Origin of the sequence: uncultured Limnohabitans sp. (assembly GCF_937889215.1) — a bacterium.
Taxonomy (GTDB): Bacteria; Pseudomonadota; Gammaproteobacteria; order Burkholderiales; family Burkholderiaceae_C; genus Limnohabitans_A.
Window position 1 is genome coordinate 1 of record NZ_CALBEX010000597.1, and the last position, 5,105, is coordinate 5,105.

The following is a 5,105-nucleotide window of genomic DNA, read 5'->3' on the forward strand; positions in this document are numbered from 1 at the left end:
CAACATGGACCAAAGACAGCGCCTTGGTCTCGATTTTCACTCGAACACGAAGGAATGCGGACGGCTGAAGTTTGACCCCGAAAAAGGTCATAAGGAAATTATTCCACCGTGGTGGGTTGGGTTTGACCCACGTCAACGTTTGACTTGCACATTTGTGAGCCTGGCCAATGAGGCGTGGCTTGTGTGGGCTGGCGCACCCAGCGCCCCCTATGAAGGGTCAGGGTGGAGTTGTTTGGGCTTCTTCGAAGAACACCGCCACAACCGTTCTCGCCTCAACCCTCACATGTTCCAGATGCGGGGCAAGGTGCCTGGCATGTCCCACAGGGCTGCGCGCCACTGGGCCCAGATTTGGCGCAGCACCTGCACTGCAGGCTCCGTGAGCGGCGACAGCACCCGCACGACGATGACTTGAGGGTGGGGTGAGGTGGCCCCTGCGCTCAGGCGCAGTGGCGAGGCTTCAAGTGCTTCGCGCGCACAGGCCAGTGCGCTTTCGCTGCGCTCGGCGGCAATGGCGCTGCCTGCTGCAAACACCAAGGTGGCCATGCAGCGGTGGCCCGCCAAACCCAAGGGGCTGTTCATCAAGCGGCTGTCTTGTGCGTCCAGTGTGCCGCGCTCCAACCACACGCCGGGGATTTCCAAGTGTTGGCGAAATGTGCCTTGGGCAAAAGGCAGTTGGGCGGCAGGAAGCCCCAAGGCGGTGATGTCCCAGGTCATCATCTCGGCGTCAGGGGCCAGCTCAAACACGGCGCGGTTGAGCGCGTCGCATTGGTTGTAGGCAATCGCCTCCAGGGGCAGCCATTCCAGGCGTGCCCCGGCCTCGACCCGGGCATGCACCTGTTGGGTGGCGAGTCCGGCTTCGGAGCGGTAAAAGCGGGTGGCGCCGGGCGTGGTCACCAGGCCATGGGCACCTTCGCCAACAGTGACGTGCATGTCGAGGGTGTCGCCGCCGGTCAAGCCTCCGGGCGGGTGCACCAACACGTTGTGGCACACCGCATCGCCTTCGGGGTACAGGCTTTGCAAAATGCGCAGCGGCCCTTGGTGCAGGTAGCGGGCCACGCTGCGATTGGACTCACGGGCGTAGTCCAGTTGCAAGTGGGCGAGCCAAGTCATGGGGTGGCTCGCCCGAGGGGCATCACTCGCCTTGTGAGCCGCGGTGGGCCCAGCCGGTGGTGCGCTTTTCGATGTAACTGAACAGCTCGTACATGATCATGGCCATCGCGCCGACCACGACCAGACCAGAAAACGCCAAGCCCATTTGCATGGCCGAACCGGCAGAGATCAGCAGGTAGCCAATGCCTTCGTTCGACGCCGTCATCTCGGACACCGTGGTGCCCACAAAGGCCAATGTGATCGCCACTTTGAGTGAGCCGTAAAAGTAAGGCATGGAGCGGGGCAGGCCGACTTTGACCAGCACGTCCCAGCGCTTGGCGCCCAGCACGCGCAGCACGTCTTCCAGCTCGGGCTCCAAGGTGGCCAGACCTGTGGCGATGTTCACCATGATCGGGAAGAAGCTGATCAGGAAAGCCGTGAGGATGGCGGGGCCGATGCCGATGCCAAACCACACCACCAAGATCGGCACAAAGGCCGCTTTGGGCAGCGCGTTGAAGGCGGTCATGAGCGGGTACACGGCGGCATAGGCCAAGCGTGAGCTGCCGATGATGAAGCCCAGCAACACGCCCACCACGATGGCAATGCCAAAGCCCACCATGGTCACCCAATAGGTGCGCCAGGCGTGGCCTGCGATCACGTCGCGGTATTCGATGGTTTGCTGCGCGATGCGCGAGGGGCTGGGGAAAATGAATTCCGACGCGTTGAAGGCGCGGCACAGACCTTCCCAGATCAGGATGCTCAGCACCAGCAAGATCCAGGGCGACCAGCTTTCGAGGGATTTTTTGTTCACGAGGGGCTCCCGCTTATTGGTTGATCGCCGCACCGGTTTTGCGCATGGCACCGATGTGGCCGCGCAACTCGTGCACGATGTTGGTGAATTCAGGGGTGTAGGTGATCTCCAGATCACGCGGACGCGGCAGGTCGATTTCTTTTTTCACCACAAAGCGGCCGGGGCTCTTGCTCATCACGTACACCGTGTCGGCCAAAAACACCGATTCGCGCAGGTCGTGTGTGACCAAAATCACGTTGAACTTTTGCTCGGTCCACAGGTCGCGCAAGATGCACCAGAGTTCTTCACGGGTGAAGGCGTCGAGCGCGCCAAAAGGCTCGTCGAGCAGCAGCATCTTGGGCTCATGGATCAAGGCGCGGCAAATGCTGGCGCGTTGCTGCATGCCGCCTGACAGTTGCCACGGAAATTTGTCTTCGTAGCCGCCCAGGCCCACGGTGTTTAGCAGCTTGCGGGCGCGCTCTGCGTATTCGGCCTTTTTCTGCTTGAAGTTGGTGCGGTAAGGCTCCACGATTTCCAGCGGCAGCAGCACATTGTCGAGCGTGGTGCGCCAGGGCAAAAGCGACGAAGCCTGAAACGCCATGCCGCTGATTTTGAGCGGGCCGGTGACCGGTTGACCATCGACCAGGATGCGGCCTTTGCTGGGCATTTTCAGGCCCGTGGTCAGCTTCATGAAGGTGGACTTGCCGCAGCCCGATGGGCCGACGATGGCGATGAACTCGCCTTGCTTGACCTGCAAATTGATGTCTTCCACCGCAAAGTGGTTTTGCGCCAGCAACTCGTCGTTGTAGGCCAGCCAGACATTCTGGAAATCGACGAATGCGTCTTGGGACATGGTGAGAGGACTTTGAAATGGTGTTCGAAAGTGTATACACGCAACGCCCTGCAAAAGCCCAGCATCACCCGGAGGTTGGATGTGGGCCCAGGCCGCCGGGGCAATACACCCGCAGCAGTGCCAAGCAGCAGTCTGCAAACAGCAGACCGCGCTTGGGCATCGAATTACTTGCCTTTGGGCAGGATGTCCAGCTCTTTGGCCGAGGGCAGGAACGAACCATTCCAGATGTCTTCGGCTTTCACGCGGGTCTTGGTGTTGAAAGCGTCGGACACTTGCGAGGCCATCAAGGTCAGGCGCGGGCCGTTGACTTGGCCAAAGCCTTCGGCGCGGGCCGATGGGCTGTTGATGACGGTGTCAATGGCCAGTTGCAGGCGGCGTGTTTCCAAGGCGGTGTTGATGATGCCGTCGCGTGCCTTGACCGATTCAATGGCTTTGGCGGGGTCGGCGATCACGTCTTTGGCACCCTTGGTGAAGGCGGCCAAGAAGGCTTTCACGGCAGCGGGGTTTTCCTTCAGGATCTTGGGCGAGGCGATGACCGCGTTGCCATAGAGCTTGACGCCAAAGTCGGGGTACTGCATGACCACCACGTCTTCGGCTTTCACGCCACGCGCTTCGATGTTGAGCAGCGAGGTGAAGGTGAAGCCGGTGATGGCGTCCACATCGCCGCGCACCAGCATGGTTTCACGCAAAGGTGGGTCCATCGCTGTCCAGGCCACATTGCCGATGCTGTTGACCTTTTGGAAGATGGGGAAAGCACGGCGGCCAGCGTCAAACACGGGTGCGCCCAATTTTTTGCCAGCCAGATCGGCAGGGGTTTTGATGCCGGACTTCTTCAGGGCCATGACCGAGGCGGGCGTGTTGTTGTAGACCATCATGATGGCCACAGGCTTGTTGGGTGCGTCGGGGTTGTTGGCGTGGAACTCCATCAGGGCGGCCAGGTCGGCAAAGCCTAGGTCGTAAGTGCCCGAGGCCACGCGGGTCACTGCGCCGCCCGAGCCGTTGCCCGAGTCCACGGTCACGTCCAGCTTGGCGTCTTTGAAGTAGCCTTTGGCTGCAGGCACCAAGAAGAGCGCTGAAGGGCCCTCAAAGCGCCAGTCCAGTTGGAACTTGATTGGGGTGGTCTGGGCTTGTGCCAGGCCAAAAGACGCGACTGCGGCGACAGCTGCGGTGGCTTTGATGAAGAAACGCTTGTTCATGAGGGGCTCCTGGGTCAAATAAACGGTGATTCTTGTCTAGCAAAATCGGTGCCATTATCGACCATGTGCCTGACGGCGTATGTCAGGTTGATCCCCTAGAAATCCCCAGTTTTGGTGCCCATTCAGGACTCAAAATGCACCAAAATGGGGCTTTCATCCTCTTTTTTCCCTTTTGGCCCTTCAGTTGTGCACGCCGGCCGCTGCCAGTGCGGTCATGTTGAGCACCCGGCGCACCGTGGCGGCCGGGGTCAGGATGTGCGCTGTGGCGGCGGTGCCCATCAGGATCGGGCCGACCGTCACGCCGCCACTGGTGGTTGTTTTCAGCACGTTGTACAAAATGTTGGCCGCGTCCAGGTTGGGGCAGACCAGCAAATTGGCCGAGCCGCTGAGCGTGCTGTCCTCCAAGTACACGTTGCGAATTTCTGGCTGCAAGGCGGCGTCGCCATGCAGCTCGCCGTCGCACTCGATGTCGGGGTGCTGCGCCACAAACAGGTCACGCGCCGAGCGCATCTTGCGCGCCGATGCGCGTTTGGACGAGCCGTAACTCGAATGCGACAGAAAGGCCACCTTGGGCACGATGCCAAAGCGCTGAATCTCTTTGACTGCCATGGCCGCGATTTCCGCCAATTGCTCGGCGCTGGGGTCTTCATTCACATAGGTGTCGGTGATGAACAGCGGCCCCAAGTCGCTCATGAGCGCGTTCACGGCGGCGTAGTTGATCACGCCGGCGCGCTTGCCCAAAATGCTGTCGATGCGCTCCAAGTGCGTCATATAACTGCCCGTCAGGCCGCAGATCAGGCCATCGGCATCGCCCAGCGACACCATCAAGGCACCAATGATGGTGTTGGAGCGGCGCACCGCCGCTTTGGCCACCGCAGGCGTGGCACCGTTGCGCTTCATCAGCTGGTGGTAGTGCTCCCAATATTGGCGAAAACGTGCATCGTCTTCCGGGTTGACGTTGTCCACGTCCACGCCCAGGCGCATGCGCAGCCCGGCTTTTTCGATGCGGGCAGCGATCACGCTGGGGCGACCGATCAAGATCGGGTGGGCCAGTTGGTCGTCGATGGCCATTTGCGCGGCACGCAGGGCGCGCTCATCTTCGCCGTCGGCATAGGCCACGCGCTTGGCATTTTTGGGCACCGCCTTGGCGGCGTTGAAGATGGGGCGCATCAACAAG

General features: G+C 60.9%; 5 protein-coding genes. All 5 read right to left on the reverse strand.

The genetic code is table 11. From position 1 onward, the window contains the following. Nucleotides 1–279: 279 nt before the first annotated feature. Nucleotides 280–1,110 (reverse strand): urease accessory protein UreD, encoded by an 831-nt coding sequence (locus Q0341_RS14940; RefSeq protein ID WP_299514955.1) that lies wholly within the window; start codon nucleotides 1,108–1,110, stop codon nucleotides 280–282. Between the two features lie 22 nt (nucleotides 1,111–1,132). Continuing rightward, nucleotides 1,133–1,900, reverse strand: a complete 768-nt coding sequence (locus Q0341_RS14945; RefSeq protein ID WP_299514957.1) for an ABC transporter permease — start codon at nucleotides 1,898–1,900, stop codon at nucleotides 1,133–1,135. 13 nt (nucleotides 1,901–1,913) lie between these two features. After that, complete coding sequence (locus Q0341_RS14950) at nucleotides 1,914–2,732, reverse strand: ABC transporter ATP-binding protein (protein ID WP_299514960.1); 819 nt, start codon at nucleotides 2,730–2,732, stop codon at nucleotides 1,914–1,916. Between the two features lie 164 nt (nucleotides 2,733–2,896). Further along, nucleotides 2,897–3,928, reverse strand: a complete 1,032-nt coding sequence (locus Q0341_RS14955) for an ABC transporter substrate-binding protein (RefSeq protein WP_299514963.1) — start codon at nucleotides 3,926–3,928, stop codon at nucleotides 2,897–2,899. A 180-nt stretch (nucleotides 3,929–4,108) separates the two neighbouring features. Continuing rightward, nucleotides 4,109–5,105: phosphate acyltransferase (locus tag Q0341_RS14960; protein WP_299514966.1), on the reverse strand; the 997-nt coding region annotated here is incomplete at its 5' end.